The organism is Anaerococcus groningensis, from assembly GCF_046365465.1.
Taxonomy (GTDB): Bacteria; Bacillota; Clostridia; order Tissierellales; family Peptoniphilaceae; genus Anaerococcus; species Anaerococcus groningensis.
The window spans coordinates 307,073-323,171 of the sequence record NZ_JBGMEG010000003.1 but is presented as its reverse complement, the minus strand read 5'-3'; the positions used below and the strand labels follow the sequence as shown (position 1 = coordinate 323,171).

The 16,099-nt window shown below is 33.2% G+C and carries 17 protein-coding genes; 5 read left to right on the top strand and 12 right to left on the bottom strand.

From position 1 onward, the window contains the following. The first annotated feature begins 728 nt into the window (after positions 1 to 728). On the top strand, positions 729 to 902 hold the full coding sequence (locus tag AB9Q04_RS03140) for a hypothetical protein (RefSeq protein WP_394019409.1): 174 nt from the start codon (positions 729 to 731) through the stop codon (positions 900 to 902). Between the two features lie 72 nt (positions 903 to 974). Here the strand turns inward: AB9Q04_RS03140 and AB9Q04_RS03135 are convergent, their stop codons facing one another. From AB9Q04_RS03135 to AB9Q04_RS03125, 3 genes are all read right to left on the bottom strand, one after another. Then, positions 975 to 1,508, bottom strand: a complete 534-nt coding sequence (locus AB9Q04_RS03135; protein ID WP_410023916.1) for a hypothetical protein — start codon at positions 1,506 to 1,508, stop codon at positions 975 to 977. 1,048 nt (positions 1,509 to 2,556) lie between these two features. Next, on the bottom strand, positions 2,557 to 3,555 hold the full coding sequence (locus AB9Q04_RS03130) for a DUF4236 domain-containing protein (protein ID WP_410023915.1): 999 nt from the start codon (positions 3,553 to 3,555) through the stop codon (positions 2,557 to 2,559). A gap of 39 nt (positions 3,556 to 3,594) precedes the next feature. Further along, complete coding sequence (locus AB9Q04_RS03125) at positions 3,595 to 4,089, bottom strand: hypothetical protein (protein ID WP_410023914.1); 495 nt, start codon at positions 4,087 to 4,089, stop codon at positions 3,595 to 3,597. A gap of 144 nt (positions 4,090 to 4,233) precedes the next feature. On the opposite strand from AB9Q04_RS03125, the gene AB9Q04_RS03120 reads away from it, so the two are divergent. After that, complete coding sequence (locus tag AB9Q04_RS03120; protein WP_410023913.1) at positions 4,234 to 4,518, top strand: YkvA family protein; 285 nt, start codon at positions 4,234 to 4,236, stop codon at positions 4,516 to 4,518. A 304-nt stretch (positions 4,519 to 4,822) separates the two neighbouring features. Here the strand turns inward: AB9Q04_RS03120 and AB9Q04_RS03115 are convergent, their stop codons facing one another. Then, positions 4,823 to 5,080 carry a glutaredoxin family protein gene (locus AB9Q04_RS03115; RefSeq protein ID WP_410023912.1) on the bottom strand — a complete coding sequence of 86 codons (258 nt, stop codon included), beginning with the start codon at positions 5,078 to 5,080 and terminating at the stop codon, positions 4,823 to 4,825. Between the two features lie 190 nt (positions 5,081 to 5,270). On the opposite strand from AB9Q04_RS03115, the gene AB9Q04_RS03110 reads away from it, so the two are divergent. Genes AB9Q04_RS03110 through AB9Q04_RS03100 form a run of 3 tightly spaced genes read left to right on the top strand, consistent with a single transcriptional unit; the run spans position 5,271 to position 7,705 of the window. Then, complete coding sequence (locus AB9Q04_RS03110) at positions 5,271 to 6,449, top strand: M20 metallopeptidase family protein (protein WP_410023911.1); 1,179 nt, start codon at positions 5,271 to 5,273, stop codon at positions 6,447 to 6,449. A gap of 10 nt (positions 6,450 to 6,459) precedes the next feature. Then, positions 6,460 to 7,263 (top strand): DUF3100 domain-containing protein, encoded by an 804-nt coding sequence (locus tag AB9Q04_RS03105; RefSeq protein ID WP_410023910.1) that lies wholly within the window; start codon positions 6,460 to 6,462, stop codon positions 7,261 to 7,263. Then, entirely contained in the window at positions 7,250 to 7,705 is a 456-nt protein-coding gene (locus AB9Q04_RS03100; protein WP_410023909.1) for a hypothetical protein, read from the top strand. The genes AB9Q04_RS03105 and AB9Q04_RS03100 overlap by 14 nt, the downstream gene beginning before the upstream one ends. A gap of 42 nt (positions 7,706 to 7,747) precedes the next feature. Here the strand turns inward: AB9Q04_RS03100 and AB9Q04_RS03095 are convergent, their stop codons facing one another. From AB9Q04_RS03095 to AB9Q04_RS03060, 8 genes are all read right to left on the bottom strand, one after another. Then, complete coding sequence (locus tag AB9Q04_RS03095; protein WP_394010816.1) at positions 7,748 to 7,960, bottom strand: hypothetical protein; 213 nt, start codon at positions 7,958 to 7,960, stop codon at positions 7,748 to 7,750. Between the two features lie 129 nt (positions 7,961 to 8,089). Further along, positions 8,090 to 9,316: a Zn-dependent hydrolase gene (locus AB9Q04_RS03090; RefSeq protein ID WP_410023908.1), complete on the bottom strand. Its 1,227-nt coding sequence runs from the start codon at positions 9,314 to 9,316 to the stop codon at positions 8,090 to 8,092. Positions 9,317 to 9,390: 74 nt separating this feature from the next. Continuing rightward, positions 9,391 to 10,152 carry an AIM24 family protein gene (locus AB9Q04_RS03085; RefSeq protein ID WP_410023907.1) on the bottom strand — a complete coding sequence of 254 codons (762 nt, stop codon included), beginning with the start codon at positions 10,150 to 10,152 and terminating at the stop codon, positions 9,391 to 9,393. Between the two features lie 89 nt (positions 10,153 to 10,241). After that, on the bottom strand, positions 10,242 to 10,430 hold the full coding sequence (locus AB9Q04_RS03080; RefSeq protein ID WP_394010813.1) for a hypothetical protein: 189 nt from the start codon (positions 10,428 to 10,430) through the stop codon (positions 10,242 to 10,244). Further along, complete coding sequence (locus tag AB9Q04_RS03075) at positions 10,427 to 12,046, bottom strand: oligopeptide/dipeptide ABC transporter ATP-binding protein (protein WP_410023906.1); 1,620 nt, start codon at positions 12,044 to 12,046, stop codon at positions 10,427 to 10,429. The genes AB9Q04_RS03080 and AB9Q04_RS03075 overlap by 4 nt, the downstream gene beginning before the upstream one ends. Further along, the gene (locus AB9Q04_RS03070; protein ID WP_394010812.1) at positions 12,033 to 13,034 is read right to left on the bottom strand and encodes an ABC transporter ATP-binding protein; all 1,002 of its coding nucleotides are present in this window, start codon (positions 13,032 to 13,034) and stop codon (positions 12,033 to 12,035) included. Before AB9Q04_RS03070 ends, AB9Q04_RS03075 begins: the two co-directional genes overlap by 14 nt. 9 nt (positions 13,035 to 13,043) lie before the next feature. Next, on the bottom strand, positions 13,044 to 15,023 hold the full coding sequence (locus tag AB9Q04_RS03065; protein ID WP_410023905.1) for an ABC transporter permease subunit: 1,980 nt from the start codon (positions 15,021 to 15,023) through the stop codon (positions 13,044 to 13,046). Positions 15,024 to 15,033: 10 nt separating this feature from the next. Then, positions 15,034 to 15,996, bottom strand: a complete 963-nt coding sequence (locus AB9Q04_RS03060; RefSeq protein WP_394010810.1) for an ABC transporter permease — start codon at positions 15,994 to 15,996, stop codon at positions 15,034 to 15,036. Positions 15,997 to 16,099: the final 103 nt, after the last annotated feature.

Here is a 16,099-nt window from a genome sequence, read left to right as displayed (position 1 = left end):
TTCGTTCAACTCACTTAAGTGAACAAATAAAAAACAATAGCTAGGCTATTGTTTTAAAAAAAATATTATTTACCATCCAAAACAGTATCTGAAAATACTAGATATATAACAATTTGATTTTCTATATATGTATTTTTACATTCAGCATATAATACTAAATTTTCTTAATTTAGATTTTTTATCATGTTAATAACCTTCTTCAATTAAGTAATATATCGGTCAAAAGCTATGTACATATCATTATAAGAATGATGATTCTTTTAATCTAAATTTTTATGCACCCTTAACAAAATCTCCTTGTATTTATATTTTTGATTCCTGTATAGGATAATTTGCCTATTTTTTATTATATTTAAATTTTTATATATTGAAATCACGCGATTTAAATACTAAAAAAAGGTAAGAATATAATTTCTAACTTTTTTGTAGAAAGTTTGAGTCTTCGATTTATTCCTAAGTCTCATTTTATTGTGTAAATTAATTAACCTTAAGAATTTATTATCTCAAAATCCTCTGGTTTTTCTGATGCAGAGTAACTTCCATTAGATTTTCTTTGGTTAATTCTCCTTGTAAAGATTTTTCCTTAAGTTCAATTACAGGATCGAATTTTAAAATAATGCTATCGTATGAAATAGTTGAGTCTTGTTCTTAACAAACGGGTATTATTAATATAATGATGTTGAATTGTTTATTCTAAAGTAATAAAAAAAGAAGTCAGGGAGGATAAAATGAATAATAATAGAAAAAAACTTCTCATTACTCACTCGGTTATTCTTGTAATATATATATTATTTGAGTTTTTAGTTTCGGATTCTTATAAATATTACCCATATTTTATGTGGATGCTTGCACTTCCTATTTTTGGTTTATCTTATCTTGATTATAAAGAAAATAAGAAATGATAAACAGAGTATAAAATTAGCCTTGACCAGAATTATATAGTAAAAATTATAACTCTGGTCAAAGATTAATTACTAACCTACAAAATTAGTCCTGTGTACTGTTTTTTCTAACTTAGTTAGGTCTGGATCTGAATAATATTTTACTATACTTTCTTCCCCTATAAGCACTTCATAACTGTCTGGTTTTGGAGTATGGGCCATAATGTTTCTTGCATTTACTGTTATCCAAACATCTGCATCCTGAGGAATAGTTGCGCTAGCTATTGAATATACTTGCATTAAATCCCTTACTTGTGCGCTTGGTATTATACGTGATAACGCACCAGTTACAATAGCTTTTCCTACTCTTTTTGCTCTTGTACTTAAAACATATTTATCACCAGACCAGTCACTATATTGAAAATTGCTATATCCTAATTTTTTATAATCTTCAATACTATTAGGGCGGGTTAGACTATACATCTGTACGCCATCTTTATTATTTATTACACGATCGTTATACAAATTTGCGTGTGGTAAATTTGATGACTCTTCATATGAAACTCCACTTTCTTTAATAACTGATTCTTCAGAGTCTGCTCTTGATGTAGAAGGCAATGCTAACACAATGAATTCAAATACGAATACAATTGACATGAGCAATGACATAAGTTTTAAACTAAAATTTTTCTTTCTTTCCAAAACTTTCTCCTTTCGTTATATTCCAGTAACTATTAAATTGTTCTACATAAAAGTATCTACCCAGTTTGTTAGATTTATAACATTTAATTATTAATCTAACACACTTAATCGATTAAAAGAGAATAACTATTTGCATAAATACTGAAATCTAATCCACGTTTTTAAGATCTTCTGTCAGTTTATCATCTTATATTGGTTTATTTTTTCTTTAGCTTCAGGAATTTTAGGTTATTAATTAACTTTCTATACAAGCTCTGTTTTAGCATTATCTTTATTAGCTCTAGAACTATTTAAAAAACTATTATCTAATAGCTTTAAACTTATGTATTAGCTTAATTATATCAAATAACCATTGTAAGATACCAATCTATCTTGTAATATAACATTAATGTTAGTATAATGTGAGTGACTAAAAGAATAGAGTTCAATTATGTTGGACACACAAAAAGACTGGAGTTGCCGCTCCAGTCTTTTTTTATTAGGCTAGTTACTATCTTTATCATCGCTTCCATCTAACCATTTGCAGATGTAGGGACTAAGTACACCTGCCATGATAGAAACTGTCAAAGAATAGAGTAGGTCTATGAGTAGATCCTTCATGCTGGACACACCCCCTTCCTGTTACCAGTATGGGGATAGTAACTTATACACTATTCTATTCTTTAGATAAAAAAAGAAAAACTCGATTTTTATCAATTAAATTTATTAATTTAGGTATTCAAATAAATAGTTCAAATATTTATTGGTGAAAGAAAAATATCTCCTACATAGAAATTAAGTTTTGTTTCTTGATTTTGCTTTACTTTTTATTTTTATTGTAATAGCCTAGCTTCTTATTTAGTAAAGTAGACTCTAATATATTGAAACCAATCCATTTAACACAAAGAATAGTGAAATTGTAGTTTGTGCCTACTTCGTAGACGGTCTGATCAATTTATCCCTACTGCTACTGATTTCAAATATAAATTCAAATTTATTCTCCATCCAAAACTGTATCTGAAAATACAATTAAAAGCTCTAGACCAGGGTGATTAAATATAGAAAGAACTCCATATTCTACTAAAGTCATTTCGGGATTGTCCTTATATCTTTTATCTGGACTGCCATCCTTGTTGGTGTGGGCATAGGTTTTGCCTAGGACTGTAGCATCATTTGGAATTTTGCTATCTTCTAAAAATAAGGCTGTTGCAAGATTTATATCTATTTCTTTAAAGCTTACTGCAGCTAGCTTACCATTTTGCTTGATAAAAATAGCATCTGGTAAAAATATCAGCTTAAGCTTCCCTGCATCTAGGGTGTAGGTATCTACATTTGCCTCTATGGCTTCATCTGTACCCTTATAAAAATTAATTGGTGTGCGATCGATAATTCTCATTCGCTCTTCATCACCAGCCCTAGCTTCTTCTAGCTCATTTACCAGCCACACAGCATCTGATTCCATAATACCTTTTAGTAAATCATTAGTTACTTCTAGTTCTTCTTTGGCATCATCACTTAATTCGTAATCTAGGCTAATGGTTTGATTATTCTTGTTATAAATAGCCAAAATAACTCCCAAAACTGCCAAAATTGCAAAAAGAGGATTTACAATTATTAAAAGTAGGCCGATTATTATAAGAGCAATGGCCGTATATTTATAGGTGCGGTTTTTATTAGTTGCTGCAAGCACATCTGCCATGTCTGATGAGTGGATACTGCCTATATCACTTTTATAAAAGATAGAGTCTTTGGATTCGTTTTTACCTTTAGCAGGTTTATTTTTATTGCCAGTTATTTTTTTGTGGGGATTTCCAAAATCTTTTTGATAGCCAATCCCTGTTCCCGGTATGTAAGCTGACCCTCTGATATTCCCATTGGCAGTACGGGTAATCCTAAAACCCTTGCCTCCCCAAGAAAACCCTGGGCCAGTCTTACTCATATTTATTCTAAATCCCTTGCCGAGATTTATACTTTTTCTATATCTAATTCCCATATTTTTCTCCTGAAATAGTCTCTACTAATCCAATTTTATTCATAAGCCAAAATAATATGATACATTCTTATCTAAGATAAACTGAGAAAAATCATAAATATATTTCTCATTTACAAATATATCTCCTTCATGGGCCGTAACATAAGATATTACTTCGTTATTTTCATCAAAAAAAGCAATATCAGCGTGTCCCCAATCAGTATCCTCTATAGTACAACTATAAGTATTTTTTGAAATTTCCTTTTTATTAATAATAAAAAAATTTTCCAATTTCAATAAAATATTTTTAAATTCAGAATTTGAATCAAAACGATACAATAGGTTTTTTCTAGATCCTGACTTAGTTCCCATCCAAGAATTTACATTTTTTGCTCTCAAATTATTTTTCTTCAAATATTCCATAATAATTGGGCTAAAAATATAACTATCATCTAAAATAACAAATTCGATATTTTTAACATATTTAAAAATGTGGTTTATATAATTTTTGTAATCATCATTACTATCTAAATAAATTCTAATCATTTCTTCCATATTAATCTTCTCCTGCACTTATATTATACTAAATCCTAATTAAATAAGTAAATTTAATAATAATCAACTTGACTTTTAATATTATCAAGTATAATATAAGTATAAATGAATTTTGTTAAAACCTATTTTAAGAAAGGGGTTTCAATGAACAAATTTAACAGACTTAGAACTTCAATTCCAGCTTTTTTTAAAGCTTTAAAAAATAAAAATACACCAATCCCAGCAAAAATCGCAGTAGCAGTTGCAATTGCTTATGCAGTATTGCCTGCAGATGTTGTAGTAGATGCCATTCCGTTTTTAGGATGGTTTGATGATGCCCTTGTGATGACTGTATTATTCGCTATCGCAAACAAAATGATTCCTGACTATGTAATGGAAAAGGAAAAAAATGAAGTAATTGATGATATAAATTACGAAGTTATGGACTAAAAGATAAGAACAGGCCTTAGGGGGCTTGTTTTTTTGTTCAAAAATACAAATAAAAAACCCAAGTTTGTGATAAAACTAATTTTAAATAAAATTTTTACAACCGTCTAGTCTGTTACACGTGTTTGCGATTTTAAAAAAATTATTGCCATTAGTCTTAAAAACTTAGGTTTAGTAGTTAATTTAAAAGTAAATTTCTTTAATTACTCTTATTATAAGCAAATTTTGAAACTGGAGTCTTATACTCACTTTTTCTCTCAAAGTTTCAAAGCGAAAGCTATATTTATTTCAATATCTAATATTTTTATTAAAGAAAGTTTTCTTTCGCGTATTCAATTATATCGTCAGATTCGTACATTGCTTCTCCATCTATAACAATACATGGTACTTGTACCTTGCCTCCGACTTCTTCTAATTTACGAGTATTTTCTGCTCCACAAGTCGCATCTTTTATGTTATAAGATTGGAAGTTTGTGATGTTATTGTCTTTAAAAAAGTTTAACACCTTCAAGCTAAATGGACATTCTGGCTTAAAATATAGGTCAAATTTTTCTTCTGTTCCCATTGGACTATCCTCCTATCTTTCTAGTTGAAAATATATTTTCTTATTAATATAATACCCAGTAAGTTTTACTTTAAACATCGTTTTCCTATTAATATTAATTTTTTATAAAAGTTTTACTTAATTAAAATATTTGACAAAAAAATTACCAATACTTATAATTTAACTATAGTTTTATTTATAGGAGGTTATTATGGACTACATAGAACTTGCAAAGGCTAATGAAGATCTTTGTATAGAAATGAGACGCGAACTACATAAAATTCCTGAATTGGAACTGGAATTACCAAAAACTGTTGCCTATGTAAAATCAAAGCTAGATGACTTTGGCTTAAGCTACAAAGAATACGTAAATGGTAACGGCTTATCTGTTCTTATAGAAGGAAGTGAACGTGGTAAATGTCTTGCTATTAGAGCTGATATGGATGCACTACCTGTTGCAGAAGAAACCGGACTAGAATTTGCATCTACTCATCCAGGTAAAATGCACGCTTGTGGGCATGATTCTCACACAGCTATTGCTTTAACTGCTGCAAAAATTTTAAATGAAAACAAGGATAAGTTAAAAGGATCTGTTAAATTTATCTTCCAACCGGGTGAGGAAATTCCAGGTGGTGCAAAACCAATGATTGAAGAAGGAGTTTTAGAAAACCCAAAAGTTGACTTTATAATCGGTATGCACGGAGGCCACCTAGCAGAAATCCCACGTGGATCTATTGCCTTTAAAGATAACGAAATGATGGCTGCTATGGATAAGTTTACTATAGAAGTAAATGGCAAAGGCGGCCACGGGGCAAGCCCACATCTAGCTATTGACCCAATAGTTATTTCTGGAGAGATATTACTTGGTTTACAAAAAATTATTTCAAGAGAGATTGCTCCAGTTGATTCTGCCCTAGTTTCAGTTTGCAAAATCAACGGTGGCTTTACTCAAAACATCATCCCAGATAAGGTAGAAATGATGGGAACAGCCAGATCTCTTAGCGAAGACGTAAGGGATATTGTAGAAAAAAGAGTAATTGAAATTTCAGAAGGCATTGCAAAAACTTATGGCGGATCTGCTGATGTAAATTACGAAAGATTTTACCCAGTTTTAAATAATGACCCAGAATTTACTGGTCAAATTAGAAATATTGTTAGTGATATCCTACCAGAAGATGTTTTTGAACTTAGAAAACCAGTTATGGGTGGAGAAGATATGGCCTTTTATCAAAAAGAAGTACCAGGCTGCTTTATGTTTTTATCAAACCTAACAGAACACTCAGATGGGGTTTGCTATCCAAACCACAACTCTAAGTTTAACCTAGATGAGTCCCTATTCTATAAGGGAGTTGCAGCCTTTATATCTTCTGCCTTTGAAATTTTAAAATAGGAAAATATTTATGCACAAATTTAAAATAAAAGATGACCTAGGTATGCATATTACAGTCCTGATTTTGGCTATAATAAGCATCCTAATCGGTCCAAAAAACTTAAATATAGGGGGAATAACAATAGTATTTTCTCCCCTGATTTGGGCAATGATTTTATCATTTGCCGTTTATATGTCCCCAATTAAAACTTTAACAGAAAAAGAAGCTCCTGCTGCAAACTCCATGATGAGTATTATGCTTGCAATTTTAATTGCAAAACTTGGAGTAGCTAGTGGATCTCAACTAGAAGCTATAAAAGAAGCAGGTCTTGCCCTTGTTTTACAAAACTTTGGTAACCTTGGTACAATTCTTATTTCTCTACCAATTGCTATGCTTCTTGGTTTAAAAAGAGAATCTATCGGGATGTGCCATGCCCTAAGTAGGGAATCAAATGTCGGTCTTATCCAAGATACTTACGGCGCCCAATCTCCAGAATTTAGGGGTGTAATGGCTGTTTATATTATAGGAACTATCTTAGGTCCAATAATTTTAAGTATCATTACATCAATTACTATTTCTCTAGGAATTGTAAGTCCGCAGGCCGCAGCCATGGGTACTGGAGCAGGATCTGCATCTATGATGACTGCGGGACTTTCTGCACTAATTGCAAATTATCCACAATTTGAGGCAGAAATGGCAGCCTTTGCTGGGCTTTCAAACCTAATTTCTAGTGTAATTGCTCTGCCACTTGGAATATTTTTAGGACTACCTATTACAGAATTTCTATATAAGAGACTTGATAAACTAAGAGGAGGAAAAAATGCAGAAGTTTAAAACTGATTTTCCATCCATATTAATAGCCCTATTTTTTACAATAATAGCTTGTACTGTTTCAAATATGGTAGGCTATGAGAGCCTGGGCAATTCACTGCCTGGTATCTTAGTTTTATCAGCTATAACTGTTGTAGGATACTTTTTATCTTATGTAGTACCCCTTAAAAAAGTTTCAGCGGTACTTTGGATATCAATTATTGCAATCCTTGTTTCAAGCCCAATTTCACCAATATCTGATTTTGTTATAACAAGTGTTGATAATCTAAATATGAATGCAGTGATTACACCAATCCTAGCCTATGCAGGTGTCATAATCGGTAAGGACTGGGGAGCATTTAAGTCAGTTGGGATAAAGGGAGTAATAGTTTCTATTTTTGTAATCATAGGAACATTTTTAATCTCAGCCCTCTTAGGTGACTTCTTTATGGGTATTTTTAACTAAAACAAAAAAATCGCTAAGTTTTTATTCTTAGCGATTTTTTATTTATTCACTTTCAAAGCTTCTAGAAAAATCAGAAAACCACTTTAATTCTTCTTCTGCAGTTTTCTCATCCCAGCCGTATTGGCCGATTAGAAATTCTTTAAAATTTTCTACACTGGTAAGGTCAGCATCTAGGGGTTCACTTTTTAACGCTCCCCAATGATCTATTGCCAAATGCCCATTTTTATTCCATATATCTTTTATTTTTAAATCCATATCATACTCCTTTACTACAATATAGATACCCAAAGATAAGCTATAAGTCCACAGGAGCCATTAAAACTTTTCTCCTGGCTACAGATTCTGCTAGATGACTTATTTATAGGACTCTTTAACTAAGAAACTTTAGTTTAGATTTACTATCAAATCGTATAGGACATTGATTGCTTTTTCAAAATATTCATATGGTGTAAATTCTTCTGGACTGTGACTTCTACCATTTACACTTGGGACAAAGACCATGGCAGTAGGTTTGTACTTGCCTAATATCATAGCATCGTGGCCTGCTCCTGATGGCATAGTAATGTTAGAATATCCCCTATCATTGGCATATTCCACCAACTTATCAATCAAGTATTTATCCATCATAGTAACATCTACATCCAAAGTCTTTTGAGCTTCCCAGGATGCACCTACTTCTTTAGTCAATTGGTCTAAAAGACTTGCAATTTTGCTATAAACTTCACTTACCACATCCTTATCAATTGACCTAATATCAACAGAAAATTCAACTTCTGATGCAACTATATTCATCCCACCTGGCTTTACATTGATAAGGCCAGTTGTTGCAACAGTCCCACCACCTGCCTCGTTGGCAAAGTCAGGAAGTTTAGAAATAAGCTTGGCTGCAATATCAACAGCATCTTTTCTCATATCCATAGGGGTGGTTCCAGCATGGTCAGCTCGACCTTTTACTGTAATCATATATCTTTCAACACCCACAATCCCATTTACAATACCAAGATCAATATTCTTTTGATCTAGGACCGGTCCTTGCTCTATGTGAAGCTCTAAAAAAGCTCCTATGCGGTCCTTATCCCATATAACCGATTTGATATCATCCGGGTTTAGGTCATAGGAGGTCATGGCCTTACGGATAGAAATACCATCCCTATCGGTAAAATTATTAATCTCATCATCATCTACTTCACCTACTATGGCCCTAGATCCAAAGCAACCATTACCAAACCTTGTTCCTTCCTCATCCATAAAGGCTGCAACTATATAATCTCTATCTAAGCTTATATCATTTTCATCAAGCAATTTTGCAATTTCAATAGCTGCCATAACACCAGCTATACCATCAAAATTACCACCATTAAAAACAGAATCATAGTGGGACCCACAAAGGATGGCTGATTTTTTGGAATCTTTTCCCCTTCTTGTCCCAAAAATATTGCCTACTCCATCTTCAAAAACTGTAAGATTTGCATCTTCCATTAGTTCTTTTAGCTCTCTCCCACCTTGTTTAACTTCTTTTGAAAATGCTAGCCTAGAACACCCTTGTTCTGGGCTTGCGGTAAAGGAAGCAAAGTCCTTTAAGTTCTTTTCTATTCTTTCTAATGTTCCCATTGTTTCTCCTATATTTTTATCATTGGATATGTGAAATCCATAAAAAACCAAGCATTTTTAAAATAATTTTTTAGTTATAAATCTACAGGAGCCATTAAAACTTTGCCAGTTCCCCTATATACATTTACAAGACCTTCGCCACTAGCTGCAGATCCTATTAATGACTTGGTTGTACGTTCTACAGTAAATTTAAGGGATGAGGACCAAGCTACTGCAAAAGACCCGTCTATTCTTAATTCATCATCTTCTAATTCTACTTCTATTAGCTCGTTGCGAGCTACTGGAGACTCTAGGGCTACTACTCCCTCTCCAGATAAACCTAGATTAAATAAACCTTCTCCACCTGCAACTGTTGATGAAATTGAAGATCTAGCTACAGTTTTATGTTGCAAGGATGATTCGCAAGCTAAGAAATATCCATCTTCTAAAACCATACCTCCATTCCAATTTGCCACATCAAGTAGGATTATGTATTTATATGTAGGCTCTAAAACAACCATGCCTGTTCCGTGGTACTCTGGTTTTATGGCAGATTCATTGGTTACAGATGATCTTAGGCTTTTGCTAAAAAAATCTCCCACTCCCTTGATACCTGTACCAGCATTTACATCACCAACCATCCATTGCATAGCTCCTTGTTGGAGGGTAACTGAATTTACTGATAAATCACAAACTAGTTGTTTAAGCCTAACACCCATTTGAGCGGCATAATATTCTTTTTGAGCAGTTTCTTTGGTCACTGATAAATCTCTTTTATATTCTGCAACCCTGAAAGCTCCTTTCTGGTCAGTTATCATTATGTCATCATTATCTATAAAATTATTAATTTTAAACACCTTTTACTCCTTTTATTTAATTATGTATAATATATTATCCTTTCTATTTATAACCAAAAAAAGATGAGATTAACATCTCATCTTTCTTTTTATAATAGTATTGCAACTAACAACAAAGGCACTATGACTATTAATAAGCCTGGTAAAAATACCTTCATCGCTGCTAGAAACATTGCTAGCCTATCATCTTTTTCTAGATTATCTTCATCTAGCAAGTTTTCTTTTTCATAGATTTCATCCGCGTTTTTGCCGCTAAATCTATCTATGGGTTTTTTCATAGAGCACTCATTTCTTCTAAATCGTGCTCTTCTTTATTTTTTAAAGCTTGATTTTTTTCATAAGCTTTTTGCTTTTCTTCTTCACTTACTTCCATCAAGTGGCAGGCTACATAGTGGCCGTTACCATAGTCTTTTAATTGTGGTTGGTAAGTTTTACATATATCCATAGCATATTGGCATCTGGTGTGGAAACGACATCCTGTTGGAGGATTTACTGCTGAAGGAATATCTCCCTCGATTGTTTGCAGTTCTTGGCCTTGGTCCACGTCTGTTCTAGGGATTGCTTGTAATAGGGCTTGGGTATATGGGTGGGAAGGATTGTCAAATATTTGCTCTGTACTTGCAAGTTCTACCAAAACTCCTAGATACATTACCCCGATACGGTCAGAAATGTATTTTACAACTGAAAGGTCGTGGGTGATAAATAAGTAGGTTAGGTTGTTTTGATCTTTTAAGTCTTGTAATAAGTTTATAATTTGAGATTGGATTGATACGTCAAGGGCAGATACTGCCTCATCACAAACTATAAAACTTGGTTTTAGGGCAAGAGCTCTTGCAATACCGATTCTTTGCCTTTGTCCACCTGAGAATTGGTGAGGATATCTGTGTAAAAAGTATGGAGCAAGACCACATTTTTCCATAGTTTCTTGGATATATTCATTGTATCCATCATCTTTTCTTGATTTAAATAAATCATGGCCAAGCACACCCTCACCGATGATATTTCCAACTGTCATTTTGGTATCTAGGGATCCATATGGGTCTTGGAATATCATTTGTAGGTCTTTTCTCATCTCACGCATTTCATCATCATTTAGTTCTGATAAATCAATACCATTATCTCTTTGACTTTCTAATTCTTCAAAGCCTTCTTTATCTTTTAGAGTATCTCTATAGGCTTCGATATTGTTATATTTTTCGCCTACTACTTTTGAAAGTTCAGCTCTTTTTGCAATTAATTCTTTGTATCTTGGGTCGTTATCACGGTGGTCGTAATACTCATCCCATTGTCTAGATCTCATTTGAAGTTTTTGCTCAAAAACTTCTATGTCATTGATAACTTTTGCACGCTCTTTTAGGCTTTTGTAGTAGTCATCTAATAAAGATTGGACTTTATTTAAATCTTCACTTACTAAAAGTCCTCCGGCAATTCTTATCATATTTAGATATTTTTCTTCTATCTCACGGCGTTTAAACATAGCTTTTTCATTGGCTGCTGCACGGGCTTCATCATCTGTAGCATTTTCTAGATCATTATAGATAGCATTTAGCTCATCGTTTGCAGTTGCATAGCTTGGAAATTGGCTAGGAATATTTTTTATCATAGTTCCCATATATGCTGGAGCTACATCTTCTAAAGTTTTACCGTAATATAGGGTTGTCCCCTCTGTTTGGTCATAGATTTGTAAAAGTGTTCTACCAAATGTAGATTTACCACATCCGGACTCTCCTACTAGCCCTAGTGTTTCACCCTCATAGATGTCAATAGAAATTGATTCGTTGGCATGAACATATGAGCCTGGGCCCTTATTAAAAAGACCTTTTTTCTTAAGAGGGAAATATTTTTTAAGGTTTCTTATCTTAAATAAGACCTTTTTATCATTAGTATTTTCCATCTTCTCTTTCCTTTCTATTTGGATAATGACATCTTATTCTTTGGTGTTCATTAACTGATACTAGTTCTGGCATTTCATTTACACATTTTTCTGTAGCAAACTTACATCTATCTGCAAATTTACATCCCTTTGGTAGATTTAGTGGGTGTGGTACAGATCCTGGAATTATATCTAGTCTTTGGTTTTTGTCGCTAGTTATTGATGGGATGGAGTTTAAAAGTGCTACTGTATATGGATGGTTGTAGTCAGTGATATCGTGTTTAAAGATAAATTCTACTGGTGATTGTTCTACAATTTGACCAGAATACATAACTGCAACTTCATCTGCCATTTGGTTGATAACTCCAAGGTCGTGGGTGATAAATAAAATAGAAGTATTAAGTCTATGTTTTAAATCATTCATCAACCTTAAAATTTGCGCTTGGATAGTTACATCAAGAGCTGTTGTTGGCTCATCAGCGATTAATAATTTTGGCTCGCAAGCAAGTGCCATAGCAATCATTACCCTTTGGTTCATCCCACCTGAAAGTTCAAAAGGATATTGTTTAGCAACTACATGTGGGTTTGGGATTTTTACAGAAGCTAATAGTTCTTCACATCTTTTTGCCGCTTGCTCTTTGTTCATATTTCTATGAAGCATCAAAACTTCTGAAATTTGTCTTTCTACTGTAAAGACCGGGTTTAGAGAACTCATTGGCTCTTGGAAAATCATAGATATATCATTTCCTCTAATTTTTTCCATTTGACTTCTATTATAATTTACTAAGTTCTCACCCTTATATATGATTTCTCCGTTATATATTTTTTGGTTTGGCTCAAATAGTTGCAAAATACTCATAGCAGTTTGACTTTTACCTGAACCAGACTCTCCTACAAGACCTAGGGTTTTACCCTCATCAACTGTAAAGGAAACTCCATTTACAGCTTTGATGAGGCCTTTTCTTGTGGAGAAATATGTGTGGAGGTTGTTAATTTCTAATAAACTCATTATTTTCCTCTATCTCTCATTTGCTCTAGGGTCTATGGCATCTCTTATAGCATCACCAATTAAGTTTACAGAAAATGATACTAAAAATACTGCAAGGGCTGGGAATACCCATCTCCACCAGTAAATATTTAGTACATCTGAGCTTTGGGCTGCTGATAGCATATTACCCCATGAAGGAGTTGGCTCTTGAACACCAAAACCTAAAAATGATAAACCTGATTCTGTTAGTAAGTTGCCTGCATAACCTAAGGTAGCATTTACAATTACTATAGAAAGAATATTTGGTAATATGTGCTTGATCATTATTTGAGAATCTTTTACACCTAGTGCACGAGCTGCTGTAATATAATCACGTTCACGCTCTGCAAGGATTTGTCCACGTACTAAACGAGCTAAACTTGTCCATCCTAATAGTCCTAAAAGCACCATTACCATGGTAATTCTTTGAGTTTGGCTAGCTCCTGGTGGTAATAAGGCAGAAAGTGATATCAGCATTGGATAAAATGGGAATGATGAAATAATTTCAGATATTCTCATTAAAATATTATCCACACGTCCACCTGCAAAACCTGAAATCATACCAATTAATACACCAAGAACTATTTGGATAATTGTAGAAATTAAAGAAATAATCATTGTCATACGACCACCGTGAATTAATCTTGTAAATATATCACGACCTTGATCATCTGAACCAAATCTAAAACCATTTAGTCCCCAAGTTTCTATATTTCCTTCTTTTCCTACTGCATATTGGTTAAAGTAAGATGCATATATTTGTTCAAATTCTCCATTTGGAGTTTTTAATTCTCCGTAGTTATCCTTACCCCATGAATAAATCTTGCCGTTTTCATCTAGGGCAGTAAAGGTTGTATCTCCACCTTGGATATCTACAATTGGTGCTTCAAATTCTGGAACATTTGATCCAGATATTCCATCTCTGCTTGGACCCCAAACATAAAGTTTTCCTTTATCATCAAGAGCTGCTGCAGATGAACTAGTAAGGGCAACTTTTTTTACAAAAACAGATCCATCTGTAAGTTCTTTTGGCATAGTTGTTTGGTTTTCTGCACCAAGGACACCGAGTAATTGTACAGTACCATCAGTTTTTGCTACTAGCATATTGATTGGTGATGTATCAAAATCTTCTACTTTTCCTTGTACCTCTGATGGAATTAAGTTTAGGCGGCTGGCCATGGTTGATCCCCAAACTACAAGATTTTTTGCTTTTGTAAGGACAACAGAATATTGAACACCAGCTCCAAGTTTTTCTATACCTTCAGTTTTAATTTGGTTTTCTTGCATTGGAGGCATCTTTGTTTGTTCGAAAGAATTGTTTCCCCAACCATAGATTTGATTATCATCTGTAGCAACTAAGATATGTCTATCTCCTGCTGCAACATCGGTTACTTTTTTGCCTTTAAGTCCTTTTTTTACATCTTCAGGGATAGTTAATACTTTATCTTCGTTATCTGATCCCCAAACATAAACATTATCTTCTTTAGTAAGGCCTACTGCAAAAGTATTACCAATTGAGATTTTTTGAGTGCCCTCTTTTTCCATCTCTTTTGGATAATTCATATAAGCTCCACCCGGAGCAACATTTGTTAGGTTACCTTGAGAATAATATTGGTTAAATGGTAGGATAGCTGATCCTACAAAAACTATTAAAATAATAGCTATAAAAAGTATTAAGCCAATAACTCCAAGTGGATTTCTAAAGAAGTTTTTAACTGCAACTTTTCCTGGAGAAAGAATTGCTTCTTCTCTTAAATTTTCATTTTCCCTAGAAGGATCAGGACCAGCACCGACATTTGAATTTGGATTGTTGAGATTTTCTCTTATGTCAGCATCTAATCTTTCATCTTCTGGTATTCTATCTTCATTTTCTAAATTTGGCACATCACCTGCAAAAGTAAAACCCCTGCGTAGGTATGATTTTAAAAATCTAGTATATGATTTTAGTGATTTATTAAAAGTTTTATTCATCCTATACCTCTTAAGCTTCCAATTTAACTCTTGGATCTACTAGCGCATAGGCTATATCCATTATCAAGTTGCCTAAAAGTGTTAGTATGGCATAAAACATTGATAAAGCTAAAATTACGTTATAGTCTTGAGCAATAACAGCAGTTATAAGTTCATTTCCTATACCTCTGTAAGCAAAAATACGTTCTGTAATTGCAGATCCTGAAAACATTCCAAGCACGGCCCAAGTAAGAGCAGTAACTACTGGAATAAGGGCATTTCTAAAAGCGTGTGAGTAAATAACAGTTTTTTCTTTTAGACCCTTACTTCTCGCAGTCCTAATATAATCTTGGTTTAGGGCATCTAGCATAGAATTTCTTACATATCTTGATAAGGATGCAAGAGAACCTATAGTTAGTGCTATAGTTGGCAAGGTTAAATATCTTACCCATTGGCCAAAAGTGTTTTCACGTGGCATACCATTTGGAGGTAACCAACCTAATTTAAAGGCAAAGAAATAAATTAAAAGTAGGGCTATAAAAAATATAGGAACAGACATACCAATTAAGGTTAGAGTCTGGAAGGTCTTATCAAAAACTCCACCCCTATGAGTAGCCGACCTTATACCTATAAGGATTGATAAAACAAAAGATAAGATTGTAGAACCTATATTTAAATAGATAGTATTTTTTAAAGGCTCTCTTAAGTGATCTCTTACCGGTTTTTTTACTCTAAGTGATTCCCCAAAGTCACCTTTTAATGTTCTACCCAGCCATCTTACATATTGTTCTGGATATGATTTATCAAGCCCATATCTTTCTGATAAGTTTTTATATAATTGTTCTTCTTGGGCCTTGGTCATAGCTGTTCCTTGAGGCATCATAGCTTGAATAGGATCACCAGGCATGGCTTTAGAAAAAATAAAAATCATTATAGAAATTATTAAGGCTGTTGGAATCATACTTAAAATTCTTTTTACTATATAACGAAACATAACTTTCCTTTCTCTATTGTTATATAAAGAAATTTCTTAAATAATTGAAAATAAATTTATTAACCCACCCATTAAATATAGACTATAAGGGGTTAGTAAAAAT